The organism is Psychrobacter sp. HD31 (assembly GCF_051097895.1).
Taxonomy (GTDB): domain Bacteria; phylum Pseudomonadota; class Gammaproteobacteria; order Pseudomonadales; family Moraxellaceae; genus Psychrobacter.
Genome location: NZ_CP142525.1, coordinates 1,886,010 through 1,907,156 on the forward strand (window position 1 = coordinate 1,886,010; position 21,147 = coordinate 1,907,156).

Annotated in this window: 17 protein-coding genes; 12 read left to right on the forward strand and 5 right to left on the reverse strand. The window is 38.2% G+C overall.

The annotated features are described in order from the left end of the window. The first annotated feature begins 79 nt into the window (after positions 1-79). On the forward strand, positions 80-1,147 hold the full coding sequence (gene ribF, locus VH441_RS08470) for a riboflavin biosynthesis protein RibF (protein ID WP_434353210.1): 1,068 nt from the start codon (positions 80-82) through the stop codon (positions 1,145-1,147). Positions 1,148-1,224: 77 nt separating this feature from the next. Here ribF and VH441_RS08475 read toward each other — a convergent pair whose 3' ends face one another. The 3 genes from VH441_RS08475 to VH441_RS08485 form a co-directional block, all read right to left on the reverse strand. Continuing rightward, positions 1,225-2,208 carry a malate dehydrogenase gene (locus VH441_RS08475; RefSeq protein ID WP_434353211.1) on the reverse strand — a complete coding sequence of 328 codons (984 nt, stop codon included), beginning with the start codon at positions 2,206-2,208 and terminating at the stop codon, positions 1,225-1,227. 186 nt (positions 2,209-2,394) lie between these two features. Beyond that, positions 2,395-3,081 carry a hypothetical protein gene (locus VH441_RS08480; RefSeq protein ID WP_434353212.1) on the reverse strand — a complete coding sequence of 229 codons (687 nt, stop codon included), beginning with the start codon at positions 3,079-3,081 and terminating at the stop codon, positions 2,395-2,397. Between the two features lie 146 nt (positions 3,082-3,227). Beyond that, the gene (locus VH441_RS08485; protein WP_434354389.1) at positions 3,228-5,237 is read right to left on the reverse strand and encodes a transglycosylase SLT domain-containing protein; all 2,010 of its coding nucleotides are present in this window, start codon (positions 5,235-5,237) and stop codon (positions 3,228-3,230) included. Between the two features lie 301 nt (positions 5,238-5,538). Here VH441_RS08485 and miaB point away from each other — a divergent pair, with 301 nt between their 5' ends. After that, positions 5,539-7,026: a tRNA (N6-isopentenyl adenosine(37)-C2)-methylthiotransferase MiaB gene (miaB, locus tag VH441_RS08490; RefSeq protein WP_434353213.1), complete on the forward strand. Its 1,488-nt coding sequence runs from the start codon at positions 5,539-5,541 to the stop codon at positions 7,024-7,026. Between the two features lie 90 nt (positions 7,027-7,116). Here miaB and VH441_RS08495 read toward each other — a convergent pair whose 3' ends face one another. Then, a complete protein-coding gene (locus VH441_RS08495; protein ID WP_434353214.1) occupies positions 7,117-7,773 on the reverse strand; it encodes a LysE family translocator in 657 nt (218 codons plus the stop codon). Positions 7,774-7,910: 137 nt separating this feature from the next. Here VH441_RS08495 and mltG point away from each other — a divergent pair, with 137 nt between their 5' ends. Both mltG and tmk read left to right on the forward strand, forming a co-directional pair. After that, complete coding sequence (gene mltG, locus VH441_RS08500; RefSeq protein WP_434353215.1) at positions 7,911-9,110, forward strand: endolytic transglycosylase MltG; 1,200 nt, start codon at positions 7,911-7,913, stop codon at positions 9,108-9,110. A gap of 22 nt (positions 9,111-9,132) precedes the next feature. Beyond that, on the forward strand, positions 9,133-9,777 hold the full coding sequence (gene tmk, locus VH441_RS08505; protein WP_434353216.1) for a dTMP kinase: 645 nt from the start codon (positions 9,133-9,135) through the stop codon (positions 9,775-9,777). 76 nt (positions 9,778-9,853) lie between these two features. Here the strand turns inward: tmk and VH441_RS08510 are convergent, their stop codons facing one another. Continuing rightward, the gene (locus VH441_RS08510) at positions 9,854-12,508 is read right to left on the reverse strand and encodes a penicillin-binding protein 1A (RefSeq protein WP_434353217.1); all 2,655 of its coding nucleotides are present in this window, start codon (positions 12,506-12,508) and stop codon (positions 9,854-9,856) included. A gap of 190 nt (positions 12,509-12,698) precedes the next feature. Here VH441_RS08510 and pilM point away from each other — a divergent pair, with 190 nt between their 5' ends. The 8 genes from pilM to VH441_RS08550 all read left to right on the forward strand — a co-directional run bounded on the left by pilM (position 12,699) and on the right by VH441_RS08550 (position 20,730). Next, on the forward strand, positions 12,699-13,733 hold the full coding sequence (gene pilM, locus VH441_RS08515; protein WP_434353218.1) for a type IV pilus assembly protein PilM: 1,035 nt from the start codon (positions 12,699-12,701) through the stop codon (positions 13,731-13,733). Then, positions 13,733-14,326: a PilN domain-containing protein gene (locus VH441_RS08520; RefSeq protein WP_434353219.1), complete on the forward strand. Its 594-nt coding sequence runs from the start codon at positions 13,733-13,735 to the stop codon at positions 14,324-14,326. The genes pilM and VH441_RS08520 overlap by 1 nt, the downstream gene beginning before the upstream one ends. Further along, complete coding sequence (locus VH441_RS08525) at positions 14,323-15,126, forward strand: type 4a pilus biogenesis protein PilO (RefSeq protein ID WP_434353220.1); 804 nt, start codon at positions 14,323-14,325, stop codon at positions 15,124-15,126. The genes VH441_RS08520 and VH441_RS08525 overlap by 4 nt, the downstream gene beginning before the upstream one ends. After that, complete coding sequence (locus VH441_RS08530) at positions 15,116-15,760, forward strand: pilus assembly protein PilP (protein WP_434353221.1); 645 nt, start codon at positions 15,116-15,118, stop codon at positions 15,758-15,760. The genes VH441_RS08525 and VH441_RS08530 overlap by 11 nt, the downstream gene beginning before the upstream one ends. A 124-nt stretch (positions 15,761-15,884) precedes the next feature. After that, complete coding sequence (locus VH441_RS08535; RefSeq protein WP_434353222.1) at positions 15,885-17,543, forward strand: type IV pilus secretin PilQ; 1,659 nt, start codon at positions 15,885-15,887, stop codon at positions 17,541-17,543. Positions 17,544-17,709: 166 nt separating this feature from the next. Next, positions 17,710-18,267: a shikimate kinase AroK gene (aroK, locus tag VH441_RS08540; protein WP_434353223.1), complete on the forward strand. Its 558-nt coding sequence runs from the start codon at positions 17,710-17,712 to the stop codon at positions 18,265-18,267. Between the two features lie 74 nt (positions 18,268-18,341). Then, positions 18,342-19,433 carry a 3-dehydroquinate synthase gene (aroB, locus tag VH441_RS08545; RefSeq protein ID WP_434354390.1) on the forward strand — a complete coding sequence of 364 codons (1,092 nt, stop codon included), beginning with the start codon at positions 18,342-18,344 and terminating at the stop codon, positions 19,431-19,433. 172 nt (positions 19,434-19,605) lie between these two features. Beyond that, a complete protein-coding gene (locus tag VH441_RS08550) occupies positions 19,606-20,730 on the forward strand; it encodes a hypothetical protein (protein ID WP_434353224.1) in 1,125 nt (374 codons plus the stop codon). Positions 20,731-21,147: the final 417 nt, after the last annotated feature.

Sequence of the window (21,147 nt, forward strand, 5' to 3'; positions counted from 1 at the left end):
ATAAGTTACGGTTTATGCGTGTATCTTTATCTATTATAATGTCTGCACATTTTTATATTACGACTATCTTATATCATTTATGAATATTACTTTTTTAAAGCAACTGCCAGCTAAAGCGGATGATGTTAGCAACTTTAATGATAGCAAAGGCTTTGTATTAACTATTGGTAACTTTGATGGCTTGCATTTAGGGCATCAAGCAATGTTAAAACAAACCATTGAGTTGGCAACAGCTAATAATCTGGCGACGGCAGTTATGGTGTTTGAACCTATGCCTAAGGAGTATTTTTCTCCTAAAACGGCACCTGCAAGATTAATGAACTTGGCAGAAACAAAATTTGTTTTTAGTCGTTTTTCTCATATTGACAAAGGTGTTGATCAGCTTTTTGTTGTTGATTTTGATGAAGCCTTTCGCTCTTTATCTGCGCATGAGTTTGCTGACATGCTAGAAAATCAGTTGAATGTGAAAGCAGTTGTATTAGGTGATGATTTCCGTTTTGGACATGACCGAGCTGGTAATAGTGAGTTTTTAAAACAGTATGGATTTTTTGTTGAATCACTGAGTACCGTCAAAGATATTAAGCAAAACCATGAACGAATAAGCTCAACTCGTATACGAACCCTTTTAGCCAAAGGTGACTTGGATAAGGCAAGTGAACTACTAGGACGTGATTATGAGATGATTGGTGAGGTGCAGCATGGTGATAAGATTGGTCGTACGCTAGATTTTCCTACAGCAAATGTTGCGCTTAACCGAATCCAGCCAGCTTTACATGGTGTGTTTGCGGTTGATGTGCAAATTTTAGATGAATTTGGTCATGTTGTGGAAAATGGTTGGGAACAAGTGGGTGAAAGCTCTATTAATGGAGAGCAAAAAGTAGGGATAAGAGGGTTAGCACCTAATTCTTTATTTGGTACAGCAAATATTGGCATACGTCCCGCGGTTAATGACTTAGTTGATAGGTTAGATTGGCGATTAGAAGTTCACTTTCCTGAATTTAAAGCAGACTTGTACGGCAAAATATTAAAAGTTCGATTCTTGTACTATTTGCATGGGGAAAGAAAATATGATGGGCTTGAAGCTTTGAAGGCGGGAATCAAACAAGATGTCATCGACTTGTTGGCGTGGAGAAAAGAGCAATCATAATAAAAAATGACTCAGATTACCACTGATAAAAAGACCTTGCGATCGCAAGGTCTTTTAGTATTAACGTCAGTTTAAAATTATGGCAGTAGGTGCGCAACAGCGTCACGCTCTTCAGCAAGTTCTTGTTCAGTTGCTTTCATTTTTTCTTGTGAGAAGTCTGAAGATACATCAACACCTTCTACAATTGTCCAGTCGCCATCTTTACATGTGCAAGGGAATGAATAGATAAGACCTTCTTGAATGCCATACTCACCTTGTGAGTATACAGCCATTGATACCCATTCACCCTCTGCTGTGCCTAGTGCCCAATCACGCATGTGTGCGATGGCTGCATTACCAGCAGAAGCTGCAGATGAAGCACCACGTGCTTTAATAATGGCTGCGCCACGTTGTTGCACGTCTGGGATATAAGTACCTTCGTACCATTCACGTTCAACTTGTTCTAGAGCAGGTTTGCCGTTAACAGAGCATTGGCTTAAATCTGGATATTGAGTTGAAGAGTGGTTACCCCAAATAATCATTTTATCGATATCATTAACAGTGCTGTTTGTTTGCTCAGCTAGTTGAGCCATACCACGGTTGTGGTCTAGGCGAGTCATTGCAGTAAAGTTGCGTGGGTTTAAATCTGGAGCATTACGTTGAGCAATGAGTGAGTTTGTGTTTGCAGGGTTACCTACAACAAGTACTTTAACGTCGCGGCTTGCTACATCGTTTAGTGCTTTACCTTGAGCAGAGAAAATAGCAGCGTTTGCTTCTAATAAGTCTTTACGCTCCATACCAGGACCACGAGGACGAGCACCAACAAGTAAAGCATAGTCTGCATCTTTAAATGCAACATTTGCATCATCTGTTTGTACAATGCCAGCTAATAGAGGGAATGCACAGTCTTCAAGTTCCATGACAACGCCTTTAAGCGCATCAAGAGCTGGTGTGATTTCTAATAGTTGTAGAATAACAGGTTGGTCCTTGCCTAGCATCTCGCCAGAAGCAATACGGAAAAGCATGGCATAGCTGATATTCCCTGCTGCGCCTGTAACAGCAACACGTACTGGTGATTTCATTAAAAGCTCCTTGTAGCATCTATTTAGTTTTGCAAAAGTGCGTTAAAAAAATTTTATTCGCTAATTTTATTCAATAAGCAATTCCCTAGTCTATACCACTCGTATTCAAAGGTCTAGGGATTTTGTTGTTTGCTGAAAATTTAATGCTACTAAAAGAAGATGATACAAGGGGATTTGTAAAGCTATTTAATGTCCGTAAATTAAATAGTTCTTTGGACAATTATCTACTTTTTTATCGCAGGCACTGTATTTGCCATTTTTATAACAAAAATTGATTTGAGCCAACACCGCCTGATTTTTTGAGTTGTTTTTACAGATTAAATCAATGTTATTAGGTGACATGTTTTTATTTGAGGACAATAGCTGTTGCATAAAACGAGTTTTATTAACACGGTAGTTATTACCAGAACTCAGCTCTTTAGGTAGCGTTAAGTTTTTTGCACGGCGGTTTAATTGACGAAAGTATTCATTTGCAGTTAATGAGCTACATTTACCATAGGTTTGCCAAATACGCTTTTGCGTTTTTTTGTCTGGTATATAACGCGCAACCAATTTTTGCTGTAAGGGGGATAATTTAAATGCTGTGTTTGAACTACAGTATCTATCATAACCGATATCATACCCTTTAATAGTAATAGGGTGACCATCGGCACATTGTCTGGTTTTATTTTTGCTAAAGAAATTTAACCGACAAACGGCTGCAGACATTTCTACTTTTAAAACTTCTTTGGTTGGTTTTTGTGCGGCGTGAGCATGTGTAGCAGTTGTAGAAAAAGGCGCTATTGTTATAAAAACAAATAATGAGCGCATAAAAGCAGTGTTTAAACCATGCTGCTTTTTTAACTTTTCAAGTGTGTGAATAAATGCCATCATCGTCTTCTAGGCTAAACTTATTTCATTTAAATATTACTAAAATTATAGAGTAATAATGAGTAGATATTTAATTTAAAAACATACTTTATGGTCACAGGTTTTCCTTTTTCAATGCAAATGTTTTATTAATTTTAACTTTTCTACTTTTATTGGCTCCACACGGTACCCATACGCTTACTAATTGGTTTTGGTTGACCAAGTAATGTGCCATAGATGGTTGAATTTTCCATCACTCTTTTTACATAGTTTCGTGTTTCTGGATAAGCAATGGTTTCTACGTATTGGTCGGCAGGCAAGCTATTATAAACAGGCAACCAACGCTTTGCCTTGTTTGGACCTGCGTTATAACCGGCAGTTGCTACGGTTGGTTGATAATTGAGTTCGCCCATGATGTAGCCCATATACCAGGTGCCATAGCGGATGTTAGTATCACCATTGTTAACACGGTTTTTACTATAAGGTTCTCCCAGTTTACGGGCAACAAATTTACCCGTAGAAGGCATAATTTGCATTAAACCACTAGCACCAACGCCAGAACGAGCACCAACATTAAAGCGACTTTCTTGGCGCATAATGCCATAAGCCCAAGCAGGGTCTATATTGGCGTTATTAGAATAACGTACAACACTATTTTGATGAGGCATTGGGTGGGATAGTTTCATATCTTGCGTGGCACCGCCAACTTGCTCCATTGCATAAATTGAGCGGTCAAGCCAGCCCTTTTCGTTAGCGATTTTAGCTGCTGATAATACCATGCTTTTATCGCCATTATTAAGTGCCTGTTTAACACCCCAGTTCCATTCACGGTTGGCATATCGCCTATCTGCTTTGGCATCATATAGGGCGAAGGCACGGGCAAAGCTTGGATTATCCATGACACGAAAACGATCAGAGTTACTGATATGGGTATTTGAATTACTAGATAGATGTTTACCGACTTTGTCTTGTGATAAAAATCCGTAATAATCATTGGTGCTGGCTAATGCATCATAAATATTATTTGCTAAATGATGGTGATTGTTATCGGATGAGTTTTCGTAGGCTCTTGCAAGCCAATATTGCCATTTTGGTTGTTGTTGTTGTTCTGGGCTCATTTGGGTAATAGCGATGTTTAAATCGTCCCATTCACTGTAGCGAATAGCGGCTTGGGCATAGTCTTCGGCTTCTTCATAGTTAAACGATACATTGCTACTTTTACGAAACCAATCAACAGCTTCTTGACTAAAACCATCATCTGTATTCATGTTCATGCGTTTAACGGCAATGGTGCGATACGCGTGCTGGCGAGTTTCATCAGACAATAAGTGTTGGCTTCGAGCATTATCCTGGCGGATGTCATAATCAAGTTGCATCGCAGCCTCACGGTATGATTTGTCAGTTAACCTACCAATGGCATAAAGATATAAGTATTGATTGACATCATTATAGGGTTCATAAGCCATACGGCTCATAAAGCCAGTAGGGTTTAATTGAATTTCTGACAGTTGTGAGTAGCCAATGGTATTACCAAGCGAACTTGATAATGCCAAAATATCGCCAGTTTTGCCTTTACGTAACATGCGGTACAGACGATCTTTTTTATCTTGTTGGTTGACAACATAACTATGGGTAAGCTCAGTAGCAAACTGCTCGCATAATGCAGGTTGTTTGTGCGTGTTTAACCAAACTTCTTGTTTAGCAAGCGATAACTGCATGCTATCACCACCATGAAGGTTGCCAAGTGCAATGGCACAGTTCTCACTTTTATCGGCATTGGTTATATAGGAGGAAACTTGTCTGACAGTTGCGTAGTCACCAGTGCTTGCTTTTGATTCGGCATAGTCAGCAACCAGTTTTTCTGCCATGACAGTGTTTGGGTACTGTTGCACAAAGTTGATGACCGCGTTTGGGTGCAGGCTGTTGATATCATTATTTAAACGCCAGTAAGTTGGGTACATGGCAAACAAACTACCACTCATCATTTGTTCGTAAGTATATAGGGCATTGATATCACCACTATCGCCAGCGCGCTGAGCATCTGTAAAATAACTCACACCGTTGTCATAGTCATTTTGAGCCATGGCGGTTTGGGTAATAGTCGCACTAGCAACTAAAGAGACAATTGGTATTAGCAACCATTTTTTATTTTGAGTTTTTTTATTAACAGCTGCTTGCATAACGGCTCCTAACGCTTTATTGAGATGATTATAAGTTGAGAATAAAATGCTCATACAAAAATCATATTAGCGTATGTCTATTTATGTTTTATCTTTTCTATTTTATGTAAATTATTATAAACAATAATAGCAAGATATTGTTGCTATTTTGTCAATGTTAGGTAGTGGTTATTTTAATTGAAGATAAGTTACAAAAAGCTTATGTATTTATGCGATGATAAAATTAAGCAGTTTTAAATTATGTTATAATTAAAGGTCGTTGTTTTTTTGAACCTGTCTGTTATTAATGGATTTTTTATCTATGAGTGCCACTGTATTTAACCCAAAATTTGATGCGAAACCAGCTACCCAAAAAGTAGTAAACAATCAAAAGATTGCTATCGACAATATTGAGGTAGACAAAAACTTGCATGCTGAAAAAACTAAAAAAGTTTTTATTAGCACGCAAGGTTGTCAAATGAATGAATATGACTCAGAAAAAATGGGTGATGTACTGGGTGACTCTCATGGCATGATTATAACCAATAATATTGATGAAGCAGATGTTTTGATTATGAATACCTGCTCGATTAGAGAAAAAGCGCAAGAAAAAGTATTTAGTCAACTTGGGCGTTGGCGTAAGCTAAAAGAGAAGAACCCCGATTTGGTTATTGGTGTTGGTGGCTGTGTGGCATCACAAGAAGGGCAAAATATCCAAAAAAGAGCGCCCTATGTGGATATGATTTTTGGTCCGCAAACCTTGCACCGTTTACCAGAGTTATATGATGAATCTACGAAACAAACAAATGTGCAACCAAAAAATCGTATTGGTACAGTGGATGTTTCATTCCCGAGTATCGAAAAGTTTGATTTTTTGCCAGAACCAAAAGTAGAAGGCTACAAAGCATTTGTTTCTATTATGGAAGGGTGCTCAAAATATTGCTCATTTTGTGTTGTTCCTTACACACGTGGTGAAGAGTTATCACGCCCTTTAGATGATGTATTGGCTGAGATTGACAGTCTGGCAGAACAAGGCGTACGAGAAATTAATTTGCTTGGTCAAAACGTGAATGGCTACAGAGGTGAAAAAGATGACGGTACGATTTGCCGTTTTGCAGAACTGCTGCATTACGTTGCCCATGTTGATGGGATTGAGCGTATTCGATACACCACAAGCCATCCTTTAGAGTTTACGGATGATATTATTGATGCTTATGCAAAATTACCACAAATGGTATCTCATCTGCATTTGCCGGTTCAATCGGGTTCAAACAATGTGCTTAAAGCCATGAAACGCAATCATACGATTGATGTTTATATCAACCAAATTAATAAATTATTGGCAATTCGTCCTGACATGCATTTGTCGAGTGATTTTATTATCGGCTTCCCTGGTGAAACAGAGGAAGACTTTAATGAAACTCTGCAGTTAGCAAAAGACTTAAATTTTGATCATTCTTACAGTTTTATTTACTCAAAACGTCCAGGTACGCCAGCCAGCGAGTTACCAGATGATATTCCGCTATCGGTTAAAAAAGAGCGTTTGGCTGCGTTTCAAAAAGTGATTGTTGATTCAACACTTAAAAAGACCGAAGCGATGGTTGGTCAAACGCACCGTGTGTTGGCAGAAGAGGTAGGTAACCGCCATACCGATCACTTGCATGGCACAGCAGATAACACCCGCTCGGTTATCTTCCCTGTTGAGGAAGAACAAAAACAAGCCTTGTTGGGCAAGTTTGTAGAAGTGGAAATTACAGAATATGTCAGCCCGCATCTGGTGAAAGGTAAACTATTAAAACTATTAGATTAGTTTTGTTTTTTAACACTTAAAAGTGGCTATATAAATTTAAACCGATTACTTAAATAGATTGCATTGGTTTAGTACTTTAAAAATGAATGTTTACAGTAGCTCCCAAAGCATTAGACCTGCAATGGTAATAAACAGCAAACCACAAATACGGTTTAACCAAATAAGGCGATTGTCTGTTTGTAACCAATTTGCCAAATTTTTACCGCTAAATAAATAAGCCGCTTGCCAAAAAGTTTCACTTAAAAATAATCCAAAAGTTAAAATCACATACTGCGTAAGCAAAGGGGCATTAAAGTTAATAAATTTTGGGAAAAAAGCTGCAAAAAATAAAATGGCTTTTGGGTTAGAAAGTGAAACAAACATCCCCTTTTTAAACATTTGCCAAGGTTTGGCTTGTTTGGACTGTAACGCCTGTTGGGCTTGGCTAATGTGGTTTTTATCTGTCATTAGCTCGTTGTTGTTTTCTGCATGTAACCATGACTGCAACCCTAAAAAAGCCAAATAAAATGCACCGACTATTTTTATAATAGTTAAAGCCCATGGTAGCTGCTTGGTTAAGGTGTCGATCCCAAGTAATGCCGACAATAACAACAAAAACAGCCCAAAACTGAGCCCTGCAATTGTCCATAACGTTTTCTTAACACCAAAATTAATACCATACTGAAAGGCCAATAACATATTAGGACCTGGTGTGGCAGAAATTAAAAAGGTACTACCAAAAAAAAGTAAAAAGGTCTCAATATTCATATTTAAATAGCTACATTGATTGATTGTTTTGGGCAATACAGTTACCAAAAAACACTATTGCTGATGTAAAAAAACAGTATTATAGATTAGAACCTGTTTAATTATCTACGATAATTATCGTAAACTTTTTTTAAATTATGAAACATACCAAAAAACCAAGCAACCAAACATCGATAGACTCTGATAGACCAAATGAATCAACGGCTGACTCAGTGGTTGAAAAAAAAGAACCACAAATGACCAACAACAAACAAACATCACTGCCAAACAAGGCGGATAGTGTTCATTCTGTAGTTAAAAAGTTTTATTTTTTGCAAAAATATGCGAAACAATTTAGATTCGCTGTTTTTGCTGGGCTTATGTATGTGGGTGTTTTGGTTTATCAAACATTATTTGTGGGCATTGAGCAAAATAAACAAATGTTTGAAGTGCAAGAGGGACAAACTTATTATGGTGTGATGGCGCATTGGCAAAAACAAGTGCCATTGTTTTCTAACACGTTGGGCAAGCTGTTTGTTAACCTAAAGACAAAGGATACTTTACATGCAGGAACCTACCAGTTGCCAAAAAATCCTAGCTTTTTTAGAGCGATGAGTATTTTATCTCAAGGTTCAAATGCGGCAGTGGTTAAAGTGCAAATTATTGAAGGCAAAACAAGCAAAGATTTATATAAAAAGCTAAAAGCTACGAAGGGGCTAAAAATTGAGGTTTTAGATAATCTTGAGCATATTAAGTCTGCTTTAGGTGTTACCCCAACGACCCCAACTGGCAAGTTTGAACAAAACTTAGAAGGCTGGTTTGCACCAGATACATATTTTTTTAGTGAGGGTACAAGCGATAAGCAAATCTTGTTAAAATTATACCAGCATCAGCAAAAAAACTTAGATGAAGCATGGCAAAATAGAAAGAAAGATTTACCCTATAAAACACCCTATGAAGCTTTAATTATGGCCTCTATCATAGAAAAAGAAACAGGCTTAGCCGAAGAAAGGCAAAAAATAGCGGGTGTGTTTGTCAATCGTTTAAAAATAGGGATGCGTTTACAAACTGATCCCACTATTATCTATGGGCTAGGTGAACGCTATGATGGTGATATTAAACGTGCCGATATTAATGAAAAAACAGCGTATAACACGTATCAAATTGATGGTTTGCCACCAACGCCAATAGCTTTGCCCTCAAAAGCGGCAATTCAGGCAGCACTTAACCCAGCGGATACAAAAGCATTGTATTTTGTAGCAACGGGTGATGGCGGGCATAAGTTTAGCAATACTCTTGCAGCGCATAACCAAGCGGTAAAAGAGTATTTGAAGGTTATGCAAAATAAAAACAAATAATTTTAAACATGAGCTAATAAGTATGAATAACTTAACCGGGCGTTTTATCAGTTTTGAAGGGACAGAAGGTGTTGGTAAAACAACTGCAATCAATAACTTGTGTCAAAAGCTGGAAGACGCAGGCATTGAGTATGTGCACACACGTGAGCCAGGCGGCAGTGATTTTGCAGAAAAGCTAAGGGATATCTTGCTAAGCCCAGCAACACAAATTAATGAAGATACTGAGCTTTTGTTGATTTTTGCAGCACGCAGTGACCATTTAGCTAACGTTATTTTGCCTGCATTAAAAGCTGGTAAATGGGTGATTTGTGATAGATTTGTAGATTCAAGTTTTGCTTATCAAGGGTTTGGGCGTAGCAGTGATAACGAAAATCATGCTATTGCAATGCAAGCAAAAGTAAAGCAATTAACGGCAGACTTTGTAGAAAAAATGCCTGATTTAACTTTGTGGTTAGATTTACCCGTTAAAGAAGGTATTGAGCGTGCTGGTAAACGTAGTGCGGCTGATAGGTTTGAGCAAGAAGCTGTTGATTTTTTTGAGCGTGTACACCAAGGGTATCAATACTTAGCAAAAAACGAACCTGAAAGATTCAAACGTATTAGTGCAAGTGGCACAGCAGAGCAAGTTGCAAAGCGTATTTGGCAAGCGGTTAACGAGAACGTTTAACACAAAGAGAGTGTTAAACGTTTAAAATATAAATCATACCCTTAACGTTTATTAGCACTAACGCCAGCCTAGTTCTTTATTGGGGTGGCAGAGTTTCTGTTTCTGCTACTGGGGTGGCAACACTTTCATTACCTTTGTTATTATTCGGCTTTTCTACACTGCCAGACGGTTTATTCTCTGGTGCTGGTGCTGGTGCTGGTGCTGGTGCTGGTGCTGGTGCTGGTGGCACAAAAGGTTTTATACCTTGAGGGGCACTAGGGTCAGCACTGTCAGTTGGATTTTGTTTTTTATTATTCGCGTATTCAACCTTTGGACCCTCTTCGGTTAAATTAACACGGTTGGATTTTTGCACCTCAGAATCAGCCTGGTTTTTGGGTGCGACCCATTGATAAGGAACGCCACTTAGTTGATTACGCATAAAGTCTACCCAAATTGGTAAAGCAAGTTTACCACCATAGCCCTTATTACCCAGTGTTGAGGGTTGATCAAATCCCATCCATACAACGGTTGCCACAGTCGGCTGATAGCCAGCAAACCAGGCATCTCTAAAGTTGTTGGTTGTCCCTGTTTTGCCACCAATATCCATACGCCCGAGTGCTTGAGCTCTTTTGGCAGTACCCACCTGAATAACATCTCTCAAAATACTTGACATGTTTGCCGCTGTATCAGCAGAGATAATACGGGGTGCTTGTTCTGCACGTTCTCGGTTGGCTTGTATCACCTTCATGCGGTCATCAGCGGCGCTCGCATTATGGTTGTCAGTTGCGGTTTCTTTTGAAACCTCTTGCACTTTATCATCTTGTTTTTTGCGATTTTGGTTGGCTTGCTTGCTAACACCTTTTGGTTTTGCATTATCATTCACAATGGTTTTATTAAAACAGCTTGCACAAGCTCTGGCAGGGTTTGCTTGATACAGCAACTCATGATCAAAGTTGTAAATTTGCTCAATAAAATAAGGTTGAATACGGTGTCCACCATTGGCAAAAGTTGAGTAGGCCGTTGCCATTTGAAGTGGAGAAGCTTGCCCAGCACCAAGTGCAAGTGACAAGGTGGCAGGCATTTTATTTTGGTCTAATCCAAATTTATCTAACAGTTGTCTTGCGTTGGAAATACCAACAGAGCGCAGCACTCTAATAGATACAAGGTTACGTGATAAATATAGTCCCTGACGTAGCGGCATTTCTCCAAGATAACGACCGTCGGAGTTTCTAGGTGTCCAACCGTCAATGGTCAGCTTGTTATCTGATACTAACGTATTTGGGGTATAGCCTTTTTCTAACGCAGCAGAATAAACCAGAGGTTTGATGGTTGATCCTGGTTGTCGCCAGCCATCAGTTGCACGGTTAAATTTGCTGTGATAGTAATCAAAGCCACCCACAAGAGCAATAACGGCACCAGTTTCCGGATTCAATGATACTAAGCTGGCTTCTACCTCGGGTATTTGAACCAGTCGCCAGTACTTACTGTTGACATTATTAGCATTTGGTTTTAAACGAACAATATCACCAACTTTTACAATTTGCGATGGTCGAGAAGGCGATCGTTTAACTTTATTTGCACTGATATATTCACGAGCCCATCGCATACCAGACCAAAGCACGGTTGCTTGAGTTCCGTCTTCAAGCTCTGCCTGAAAACTACTATTGGATACTTTTGTCACTTTAGCTGGGTACATACCCGCAACGACACGAAAGTTTTCTAATTTTGTTTTGCCATCTGCCACATTGCCTAATGCACCGCGCCAGCCATGCAAGCGATCATAACGGATCAGGTGTCTTTTAACGACTTTATCTGCATTTTTTTGTGAATCACTGTCTATGGTTAAGCGTACTCTCCAGCCACTGTTCATGACACGAGGACCATATTGATTGATTAACTTGATGCGTGCCATTTCGGTTAAATATGGCATACGGGTATCAACCTGTTCGGCGTATAATTTTAGCCCAATTGGTTCAGCTATGGCTTGTTCATATTGCTCATTATTAATGTAGCCAAGCTGTTGCATGCGTTTTAATATCCAGTTGCGTCGGCTCAATGCGCGTTCTGGATTTTTAACCGGGTTATAAGCAGAGGGTGCTTTTGGTAGCCCTGCAATCATGGCGGTTTCTGCTATGGTTAACCTGTCTAATGTTTTGCTGTAATACTTACGTGCCGCAGCTTTAATACCATAAGCCCCTTCACCAAGATAAATCTTATTAACATAGAGTGTCATAATTTCATCTTTGCTAAGTTCTTGCTCAATTTTACGGGCAATAAATAGTTCAGTCAGCTTGCGGTTTAAAGTTCTTTCAGACGATAAGAAATAGTTTTTTGCTACCTGCATGGTGATGGTAGAGCCACCTGTTTGTGACTCATCACCGGTTGCGGCTTCGGTAAGGGCGCGCCCTAAACCTTTTACACTAATACCTGTATGTTCATAAAATGCGGAGTCTTCAGCTGACATAAACGCCTGAATCATGGTTTCAGGGATTTCTGCACGAGTGACAGGCATCGACATGCGGTTGCCATACAAACCAATTAGTTTTTCATCATGGCTATAAATTTGCAGCGGCATTTCAAAGTCGGCAGTTTTTATTTGATTAACACTTGGCAAGGTTGGCTCAAGATATAATGCCATGCCATAAAACCCAACGGGTAAGGCTAAAGCCAAGACGATAATGAACGCAATAAAAGCAAGTAAAAGCTTAAAAATAAAGAAACTTAATTTGGCTGTAATAGAAGATGAAGACATATTTTTATTAAAAATCAAGCAAGATATAAAAAGGTATTGAACATCATTATACGATGAATAGTTAGGTTGCATAGCATAAATTACATGAATTATAAAAAAATCTTTAATTAAATACGATTAACTTGAATCTTTGCTTTAATTAACGTAAGGTGGTTTTAACAAGGATTTTAAGCATTTTTAGGGATGAAAAGTGAGTGTGTTTTCTCTGTTTTTTAATAAAAAACAGCAGCTTTTAGGAATAGATATTGGTTCGGCACAAGTTAAGATTGTTGAGCTGGTACGCAAATCTCAAGGCTTATTTCTACAAGCCTATGCCATAGAACCAATGCCAACAGGGTTAGTGATTGACAGAACGATCACAGATGCTGAGGCAGTTGGTCAAGTCATTGTTACAGCGCTTAACAAAACCAAATTTATTAGTACACAGGCAGCGGCAGCAGTTGTTGGCTCAGTCGTGATGACAAAAGTGATTGAGCTTGACTCAAAGCTCAATGATATAGAACGAGAAGCGCAAATTCGCCTTGAGGCAGACAAACATATTCCTTATCCATTATCAGAAGTTAATTTTGACTTTGATGTCATTGATCAATCACCACAAAACCCAAATGATGACAAAGTACTGCTTGCAGTATCGCTAACAGAAAATGTGGATTTAAGAGCAGATGCGTTAATATTTGCAGGGTTAGAGGCAAAAGTGATTGATATCGAATGCTATGCTATGCAAAGAGCCTTCTCTTTGGCTGTAAATGTTGGCGTTGATACGTTCGATGACAATAGGGTGATGATTGATATAGGACATCAACAGCTGACGGTTTATGTGTTTAATGATAAAGAAATCATTTATAACAAAGAACAAGCAATTGACCTCAACGCTAGTGATTTCAGTCCATCGGGCGATAAAGTCGTGGTTAGTAAACTGACAGAAGAAATTAGGCGTGCTTTATTATTTTATCGTTCTACCCAATCCAGTCATTTAATGATAGATGGGATTAAACATTTATTTTTATGTGGTGGGATTAATCCCTTGATTATGCAGGACCTGCAACAAGCATTACCGAAGTCTTTAATTGATGCAAATATCGCTTTTGAAAATCAAATCAAAGTGAATATTACCAATCCTTTTAATAATATGGGTGTTTCTCCTCATATTAATCCTACTCAGCTAGCACAAGATGCGCCCAGTTTGATGCTTGCTTGTGGCTTGGCAATGAGGAGTTTTGATTAATGGTTAAAATTAATTTACTCCCTTGGCGAGCGCAGCAAAAACAACAAAACAATCAACGTTTTTTAAAACAACTGGTTTTGACAGCTTTGTTAGCACTCCTCCTAGGTTTGGGTATTTGGCAATTTTTTAACCAACAACTTATTCAACAGCAAGCTGCAAACCAATATATTTTAATCCAAACACAAGCCTTGGATAGTCAGCTTGGCTCAGTGGCAAAAATAAAAAACGTCAAACAGGTGATGAGCCAGCGTATTCAGGTAATCGATGCCTTACAAACACGTAGGACACAGATCGTCACTTTATGGGAAGATGTGGCAAAGTCAGTGCCAACAGGGGTGTACTTAACTCGTCTTAATCAAGATGGTGATATATTAACGTTTACGGGTATGGTCGCGCGTAAAAATGCCTCAAATGACTTGGCTATTTTTGTCAAACGTTTAAAAACCAGCCCCGTCATTGATACCGCAATTGTGAAAAATATTCAACAATCAAATACGGGTACTAAATTTAATCGATTTGAAGTGGTTGCGCAGCAGCGAGATGGAATCGAGGTAGATGACGAGCAAAGCATGGACGTGGGAGAACAGCCATGAGATTTTCTCGTAAAAATAAAGCAGATAAACAGAGGACAAATTCCAGTCGAGATTTTTATGTAAGTGAGCGTCATCAACTGACGATGCCTAAAAAGTTTAGGCAGTTTTGGCGAGACATACAAACGCTTGATATGCAAAATTATGGCAGCTGGTCGTTACCAATAAAAAGCATGGTACATGCGTTGATTATTGCCATTATTTTAGCACTGATTTGGATGTTCCCCATCAGTAGTAAAAAAGACGAAATTAAAATTGCAGAGGCACGTAAAGCGGTTTTGTTAGACACATATAAGCAAAAGGCGTTTCAGACACGCTATTTAAATGAATATAACAAACAGCTAACCATGCTTGATGCCAGCAACCAAAGGTTGCAAATGCAATTGCCAGATAGTCACCAACCCTCTTTGTCATCAAATCTTATAGACCAAATTAGTCAATTAAGTGTGTCGAGTAATGTTGAGATTATGGACATTGCGATTGGACAGGCAATCGAACAAAAAAATTATATTGAAGAACCTATAAAAATAGAAGTGATTGGCGATTACAATGACTTAGGCAGTTTTTTAAGTCAATTAGTTAATATGACAAGAATTGTCACCGTGCACGATTTTAGTTTAACGCCTAATCAAAACAAAACAAGTGCACAGGAAAAACCGCTTCAATTGTCTTTACAACTAAATGCCTATCAAGCCAAAGTGGATGTTAAAGATAATATAGATGCCAGTGTGCAAGATGCTAATGACCAACCAATGGTTAACAGCAGCAGTAATAACCATGGAGAAAGCCAAAATGAGAAATAATTTTAATTTTGGCGTGCTGGTTTTGACTATAGGGTGTTTATTACAGGCTGGCTGTGGTGATAAAGTGGCAGTTGCCAAACAAGAAATTGAAAAAATTCAATCAACCAATTCAACACAAACGATTGAGCCACTACCAAAAATTCGTAGCTATCCTAACAACTATTATCAACCAGTGGTTAATACTCAATTGTTTTATCAAGCGAGCACTAACCAAGTTAAAAATACAACTACTGATGTAAACCAAAGTGATAAGCAACGAACAACAAACTTAAACAAAAGCAAAGTTGAGTCCGACATTAGTCGTAAAACAAATTTAGTGCCCAAACCTATGGTCAAGCAAGAACCCACATCAGTCGCTTCTTCTGCGGTTACAAAAAGCGGAGAAGCGTTAGTAGCCTTTAATTTTAATGGCTTTGTGTTTAAAGGTATTGTTATTACACCGCAAGCCGAAACACTTGGGTTGATTGAATTGCCTAATAAACAGTTGATTACTGTTAAAAAAGGAGACTATGTAGGGAATAATCTTGGCAAGGTGACAGAAATTTCACAAAATTTTTTACAAATTGAGCAAAGTATTTGGGACGGAAACAAAGTTAAAAAAATTAAACAAACGCTATTTTTACCAGTCAAATAACTTTGATTATTTGAAAATTGTTTGAACGATTTAAATGATGTTTTTATGGATATAAAAGAGCAAATAGGGTGATAACAAGTTAATAAAAAGCTGAGTAGTTTTGACAAGGAATGTGAATAAAAAAATGGATAAAAGATGGGATAAGGTGAAACGACTGCCTTTAGTAATGTGTATGAGTGTGGCAGTGATAAATGGTACACAAGCCGAGCAAATAGTACTAAATGGTGAAATGATAGAAACAAAACTCATCACAGCTGAGCTTTTGCAAGATATTGTGCAGCCTCCTAGTAACCATTTAAATGGTTTAATTGATGAAACTACCGAAGCAATTAATCTATCGAATGCTAATAAACCCAACAAATTAAGCAACGTTAGTGCAATTAATGAGGATACACAAACAGCGCAAAATTTAGTTAACCGGCCAGAGAAAACATATCAAGGTAAACCGATATCAATGGCATTTCAGGATGTGCCAATTCGTAATGTGTTAGACGTTTTAGCGCAAGTGACAGGGCTTAACATTGTAACCAGCGATTCTGTAACAGGAACAATGACACTTAGGTTAATGAATGTCCCTTGGGATCAGGTATTGGATGTTATTTTGCAAACACAAAACCTAATAATGCGAGAAGAAAACCAAGTGTTGATGATAACGCCATCTGATGAAGCAGCACAAAGGCTAGGGCGTTTTTCTCCATTGCATACAGAATATATTCGTTTAAATTATGCCAGTGTAAAAGATGTTCAAAAAATTATTAAAGAACGGCAATTAAATAATCAAAAAAATCCCTATATACCCACTACTGTTAGCCCTACTTATGCTAACTCTGCCAATGCTTCATCAACGCCTACATTAGTCAATAATTTAGTTGGCATAGCAAGTCCCAGCTTATTATCACCCCGAGGCACAGTCACGATTGATGAACGAACAAATATGTTAATTATTAAAGATACAGCCGCCAGTATTGAAAATATTAAAGGATTAATCAGCCGTATTGACATTCAAGTTGAGCAAGTCATGATAGAAGCAAGAATTGTGAGTGCGTCAGATTCTTTTAGTCGAGAACTGGGCGTTAATTGGGGTATTTTGTCAAATACAGTGGCTAATAATAATGACTTATTGATTGGAGGTAGCCAGCAAACCTTATGGGACTTACGTGATAATGATGCCAGCAGTTATAGAGGCTATGATATTAGCCGACCCAATAATTTAAACGTTGATTTGGGGATAGATAATGCCGCTGGGCGTATTGCTTTTGGTCTTATCAATTTATCAGATATCATGATTGATTTAGAGCTGTCTGCCATGCAAGCAGAAGGGCGTGGCGAAGTAATTTCTACACCCAAAATTTTAACGGGTGATAAACAAACGGCAAAAGTGGTTTCTGGCACACAAATACCGTATCAAGAGTCGGTTTCAAATGGTGTGACTGCCACAAGGTTTATTGAAGCCGCTTTAAGCCTTGAAGTCACGCCAAGTATTACACCAGATGGTAACATTGGTATGCAATTAAATATTAATAATGATGCCCCTCGTCAATTAGCAACAGGGGAATATGCGATTGATACCAACAGCATTTCAACAAATGTCATTGTAAAAAATGGTCAAACGGTAGTGCTTGGTGGCGTATATCGCAATGCGATTTCTAATGCCGAAAACAAAGTCCCCGTATTAGGAGATGTGCCGGTTATCGGTAATTTGTTTAAACAAAAACTACGCAGCAACCAAAAAGAGGAGTTGCTTATTTTTGTTACCCCTAAGTTGGTTGGTCATACTAAGTAGATAACAGTCAGTAAATAGCAGTAAGTAAATAACTTAATGTAACATGAGATGTTAACCTAACTTCTGTTATTTTTAATCTACTTTACTCGATATTCCACATAAAAACTGGTAAGCAATCCAGATAACCGCTATCATAGATGCATTGTATTAAAAGTAAGAATGATTTATGGGCAAACCACTTGATTCCATATTTTTTGTTGGACCAATGGGAGCGGGCAAAACCACAATTGGTAAACTACTTGCAAAAAAGCTTGGGCGAAAATTTATAGACAGTGACTGGTATATCCAAGAATGCACTGGTGCAGACATTCCTTGGATTTTTGAAAAAGAAGGCGAAGAAGGCTTTAGACAAAGAGAAACCAGCGCACTAGACGAATTAACCAAATTACCAAACTTGGTATTGGCAACAGGCGGTGGCGCGGTGATGCGCAAACAAAACCGTAAAATGTTGCAAGAGCGTGGTTTGGTCGTTTATCTTAATGCCAGTGTTGATGTGCAAGTAGAAAGAACCCGTAAAGACAAAAACCGTCCCTTGCTTAAAAACCCAAGCCCAAGGCAAGTACTGCATCGCTTGTATACGCACCGTCACCCTTACTATCAACAACTTGCAGATGTTGAGGTAATCACAGGGCATACTTACCCCAAGCAAATGGTTGCAGAAATTATTGAAGCCTTGTATAAACTTGGTTATGAGTTTGATATACAAGATAACGCAACCACTTAAAAAAATTACGCTATCGGTTTTTATCTTGTTAACAATCAAATAAAATTTATACCAATCAACCAGAAAAAATTATGATGAAACCACAAACAATTACCGTAAATACTGCCAGTCATGATTACTTAATTAACATCACTCAAGGATTAATTAACGATCCCCAACAGTTATACCAAACGTTGCAATCCTACATAAAAGGCAGCCAAGTATTGATTGTTACTAATGATGTTGTTGCACCTTTGTATTTAGCGCAATTAAAACAAGCGTTAGAGCAACACTATAAAGTGGTTGTTTGTGAACTGCCCGACGGAGAGCAGTTTAAAAACCAAGACAGCATTAATAAAATATATGACCAGTTAATGGGACATCACTTTAACCGTGATGCTACCCTAATTGCCCTTGGAGGTGGTGTCATTGGTGACATGACAGGGTTTGCAGCAGCAAGCTTTATGCGTGGGGTGAATTTTATCCAAGTACCAACAACGCTGCTTTCTCAGGTGGACTCAAGTGTGGGTGGCAAAACAGGTATTAACCATGCACTTGGTAAAAATATGATAGGGGCGTTTTGGCAGCCGGGTTATGTTTTAGCCGATATGCAAAGTTTATCCACACTCCCTGCACGAGAGTTTTCGGCAGGTATGGCGGAGGTCATTAAATATGCTTTTATCATGGATGCGCCATTTTTAACATGGATAGAAGCCAATATTGATGCGATTATGTCGCTTGAATACAGTGCGTTAAGTTATATTGTTAAACGTTGTTGTGAACTAAAAGCGCAAATAGTGGCAGAAGATGAGCGAGAATCCGGTAAACGCGCAATTTTAAATTTTGGGCACACCTTTGGGCATGTTATAGAAACACACCAAGGTTATGGCAACTGGCTGCATGGTGAAGCGGTAGCGGCAGGGATGGTTCAAGCGGCAAAATTATCACACTCACAAGGCTGGTTAAGTGAGGATGATGTTAAACGCATTATTAACATTACGCAGCAATTAAATTTGCCGACCATGCCACCAGAAATTGAGGTACAAACGGCATTAGAGCTGATGCACCACGATAAAAAAACCATGTCTGGCAATATTAGGTTGGTTTTATTAAAATCAATTGGAGAGGCCGTTGTAACGAAAGATTTTAGTCAAGATAAACTGGTAGAGGTTTTAAGCTCTCATTAATTGTTGGTTAATATAAAGCTAAAAAATGCCATATTAGGGCTAATCCCGTTATAATAGATAAGTGGTTAAAATTTTGTTTTAATTGAATGAAAATCAGCTAATTTGATACGGTTTAAACGATAAAATTAGCCAAAATTTTAAAACTAGTCAGTGATAAAGTAGGTAAGTGAAGATGTCGCAAACTCAATCAAAACGCAACGTTCATAACAAACGTGGATTGGCCTCTGTATGGTTAATTGCCACTTTGATTGTAACCTTATTGACATTTACCTTGTGGATTTTTAGTGCGTCGGCGTCGGCAGTAGAAAGCGAAGAAGATGAAACGCAAGCTGAGCAAACAGAAGTAGAAAGTAGCTTGCTCAATGAAATATCATTGACGCGTCAAATTACCAATTTAGATGAACTCCAAAGCAGTGTCGCACCAATCAGCTTTGATGATATCATCATGGATATGCGTAATTATCCTGCCGAATTTAAAGATAAAAAGTATTTGATTACACGACAAGGTAAGTGGACGATTCAGGTCATGAATGTGAGTGACCACAATATTATTAAAGATTATTTAGAAACCAGAGAAGATAGAAGCGATTTTGCTTATTTTCGTTATATTGATGACTTTAAACAAACCCGCTACTTGCTAGTATATGGCGTAATGGGTACCGAAGAAAAAATTAACAATTTGTTTGATAAAGTTGATTTTTCATTACCCAAAGGGGTAACTGCCAAACCAATCAAGTTTAGCAATTATCTTAGTAAAGTGGATAACTACGAGCGAGCTGATTCGATTGTTGCGATTACTAGCAAACAGCCGAGGGAAGTGAACCTTAAACCCACTAACCGAGAACTCGCTGCAAGAACAGCAACATTGAAAATGAAAGACCCCACAGATGTGGTTAATACGGTGACGGCACCGAATAGTCCTAGTAATGTAAAAAATAATGACTTAGCGGCATCTGATGCAAGTGATGAGTTAGAAAAGGCGCAAAATAATTCCGCATCAAACGAGGGTTCTCAAACGGTTGATGGTAGTAACAATGCTCAGGATGTGCAGCCGCAAAAAGAAAAGTCAAACCTTAATGACTCGGTGAGACCTGCCGATATACAAACAAAGGCTGATGCGCAGAAACCAACCAATGAGCCTAATAAAAAGACACCGGTAAAAAATAATGAGTCAAAGCCTGTTGCTAAAAAAGAGGAAACTAAAAAATCAGCGCCAGCAATAGCAAATAGCTCAAACAACAGTTCAACCAATGTTGGTTCTCAACCAAAGCAGTTTAATCCAGATGATGTTGAGTAATAAGCACTCTTCATAAGTAAAGCTTGCAGAAAAATGTAAGTGAGGATGAATAAGCATAGCATTTCATTACTTTTTTATTCAAAATGGTTATGTTGAGCATAATTATTTTTGACTGGATTTTTGTTTTATCATCTAATACTATGAAAGGTCGGCAAAATCGTATCGTTAAGTTGTATTCTACAAGCTTTAAAGTGTTACTTATTAAATAGGGTGTTGATATGGGCGTTATTTAGCACTTTACTCCGTTTATTTAAAGCACTAAAAGCATACTATATAGTCAACAAGTCATTGGACTTAAACAAGTTGGTTATGTAAATTTATATAGTTTTTATGTTAAGACTTAACGTTTTAGACTGTCTTTTTTAAAAGATTTTCATATTTGTCATTCTTATTTTAACTAGCTTATTGCCAGTTACA

What these genes read in the sequence shown, in the direction of transcription:
- VH441_RS08475 (WP_434353211.1), bottom strand. Translation starts at nt 2,208, where the DNA reads ATGAAATCACCAGTACGTGTTGCTGTTACAGGCGCAGCAGGGAATATC.
- VH441_RS08480 (WP_434353212.1), bottom strand. Translation starts at nt 3,081, where the DNA reads ATGATGGCATTTATTCACACACTTGAAAAGTTAAAAAAGCAGCATGGT.
- VH441_RS08485 (WP_434354389.1), bottom strand. Translation starts at nt 5,237, where the DNA reads ATGCAAGCAGCTGTTAATAAAAAAACTCAAAATAAAAAATGGTTGCTA.
- VH441_RS08520 (WP_434353219.1), top strand. Translation starts at nt 13,733, where the DNA reads ATGGTTAAAATTAATTTACTCCCTTGGCGAGCGCAGCAAAAACAACAA.
- ribF (WP_434353210.1), top strand. Translation starts at nt 80, where the DNA reads ATGAATATTACTTTTTTAAAGCAACTGCCAGCTAAAGCGGATGATGTT.
- VH441_RS08510 (WP_434353217.1), bottom strand. Translation starts at nt 12,508, where the DNA reads ATGTCTTCATCTTCTATTACAGCCAAATTAAGTTTCTTTATTTTTAAG.
- VH441_RS08525 (WP_434353220.1), top strand. Translation starts at nt 14,323, where the DNA reads ATGAGATTTTCTCGTAAAAATAAAGCAGATAAACAGAGGACAAATTCC.
- VH441_RS08495 (WP_434353214.1), bottom strand. Translation starts at nt 7,773, where the DNA reads ATGAATATTGAGACCTTTTTACTTTTTTTTGGTAGTACCTTTTTAATT.
- VH441_RS08530 (WP_434353221.1), top strand. Translation starts at nt 15,116, where the DNA reads ATGAGAAATAATTTTAATTTTGGCGTGCTGGTTTTGACTATAGGGTGT.
- VH441_RS08535 (WP_434353222.1), top strand. Translation starts at nt 15,885, where the DNA reads ATGGATAAAAGATGGGATAAGGTGAAACGACTGCCTTTAGTAATGTGT.
- aroK (WP_434353223.1), top strand. Translation starts at nt 17,710, where the DNA reads ATGGGCAAACCACTTGATTCCATATTTTTTGTTGGACCAATGGGAGCG.
- mltG (WP_434353215.1), top strand. Translation starts at nt 7,911, where the DNA reads ATGAAACATACCAAAAAACCAAGCAACCAAACATCGATAGACTCTGAT.
- VH441_RS08550 (WP_434353224.1), top strand. Translation starts at nt 19,606, where the DNA reads ATGTCGCAAACTCAATCAAAACGCAACGTTCATAACAAACGTGGATTG.
- miaB (WP_434353213.1), top strand. Translation starts at nt 5,539, where the DNA reads ATGAGTGCCACTGTATTTAACCCAAAATTTGATGCGAAACCAGCTACC.
- tmk (WP_434353216.1), top strand. Translation starts at nt 9,133, where the DNA reads ATGAATAACTTAACCGGGCGTTTTATCAGTTTTGAAGGGACAGAAGGT.
- aroB (WP_434354390.1), top strand. Translation starts at nt 18,342, where the DNA reads ATGAAACCACAAACAATTACCGTAAATACTGCCAGTCATGATTACTTA.